Source organism: Nostoc sp. CCY 9925, assembly GCF_963920935.1.
Lineage (GTDB): Bacteria > Cyanobacteriota > Cyanobacteriia > Cyanobacteriales > Nostocaceae > Nostoc.
In genome coordinates, this window is the sequence record NZ_CAWUDO010000281.1 from 1 (window position 1) to 1,151 (window position 1,151).

The following is a 1,151-nucleotide window of genomic DNA, read 5'->3' on the forward strand; positions in this document are numbered from 1 at the left end:
CCCTCTTGTGTCACTTTCCGGGTATTCTGAATAAAAGGACTAAAAGAAAAAACTCTGGAAACTAAGCAGGGCAATGGATGTAGAATTACAAATCCTGAAACATTTGGCAAGAGATGCCCACCCAACAGTTGCGATCGTAGATGAATATTGTGCAGAGTACAAAGACCTGTTCAAAGAAGTAAGAAATTATGAATGTTTTAAATATTTACACTTAGGAATAATTTCTACAATCAAAAGAAAATCATTACCAGAGATAGCGAAAGTAGTAAGTATAAACTCAGCCCAATCATTACATCATTTTATAGCCAATTCTGATTGGTCAGTAAATGAGTTGAAGAGCCGAAGATTAAAGAAAATAAAAAGAGCATTAAATGAACGGGCAATTACGGTAGTAATAGATGAAACAGGAGACAGAAAAAAAGGTAAAAAGACAGATTATGTAGCTAGACAATATTTAGGAAGCGTGGGAAAAGTAGATAATGGGATAGTTTCAGTTAACGCCTATGGAGTTTACGCTAATATAACTTTTCCATTAAGCTTCAAAATATTTAAACCAAAAGGAACACTAAAGGAGTCAGATAAATATAAAACTCAAATAGAGTTAGCATCAGAGATAATTACAGAGTTAATGGAATCAGGCTTCAATATTGAATTGGTATTGGCTGATAGTTTATATGGTGAAAGTAGCCAATTTATTAGAAAATTGGATGAATATAACTTAGGCTATGTGGTTTCAATTAGAACTAATCATGGAGTCTGGTTGCCTTCAGGGCAAAGCGTTAGAGCGAATAAGTGGTGTAAATTTGAGAGAACATTTAGCAATCAAAAATCAGAGACTAGATACATTAGAGAAATAATTTATGGTAAAAAAAGAGCTATAACTTACTGGAAAATAACTACTGACCCAGAAATCATGCCGGAAAATTCTACCTCCTTCGTGATGACAAATCTGCAAGGGAATTTGAAGAAAACTTTAGGCGACCTCTATGGATTAAGGACATGGGTAGAATATGGTTTTCGACAGTGTAAACAAGAATTGGGTTGGACAGATTACCGCTTCACTAATTTCCAACATATTGAGAGATGGTGGGAGATTATTTTTAGTGTTTATACAATGATTAGTGTAAATTCTCCAGTCTTGTTAGGCTTCA

1 protein-coding gene is annotated in these 1,151 nt (G+C 34.1%); it reads left to right on the top strand.

All coding sequences use genetic code 11. The features are described from left to right. Positions 1-73: 73 nt before the first annotated feature. A partial coding sequence (locus tag ACM0OY_RS40400) for an IS701 family transposase (RefSeq protein WP_414574299.1) occupies positions 74-1,151 on the top strand: 1,078 nt, incomplete at its 3' end.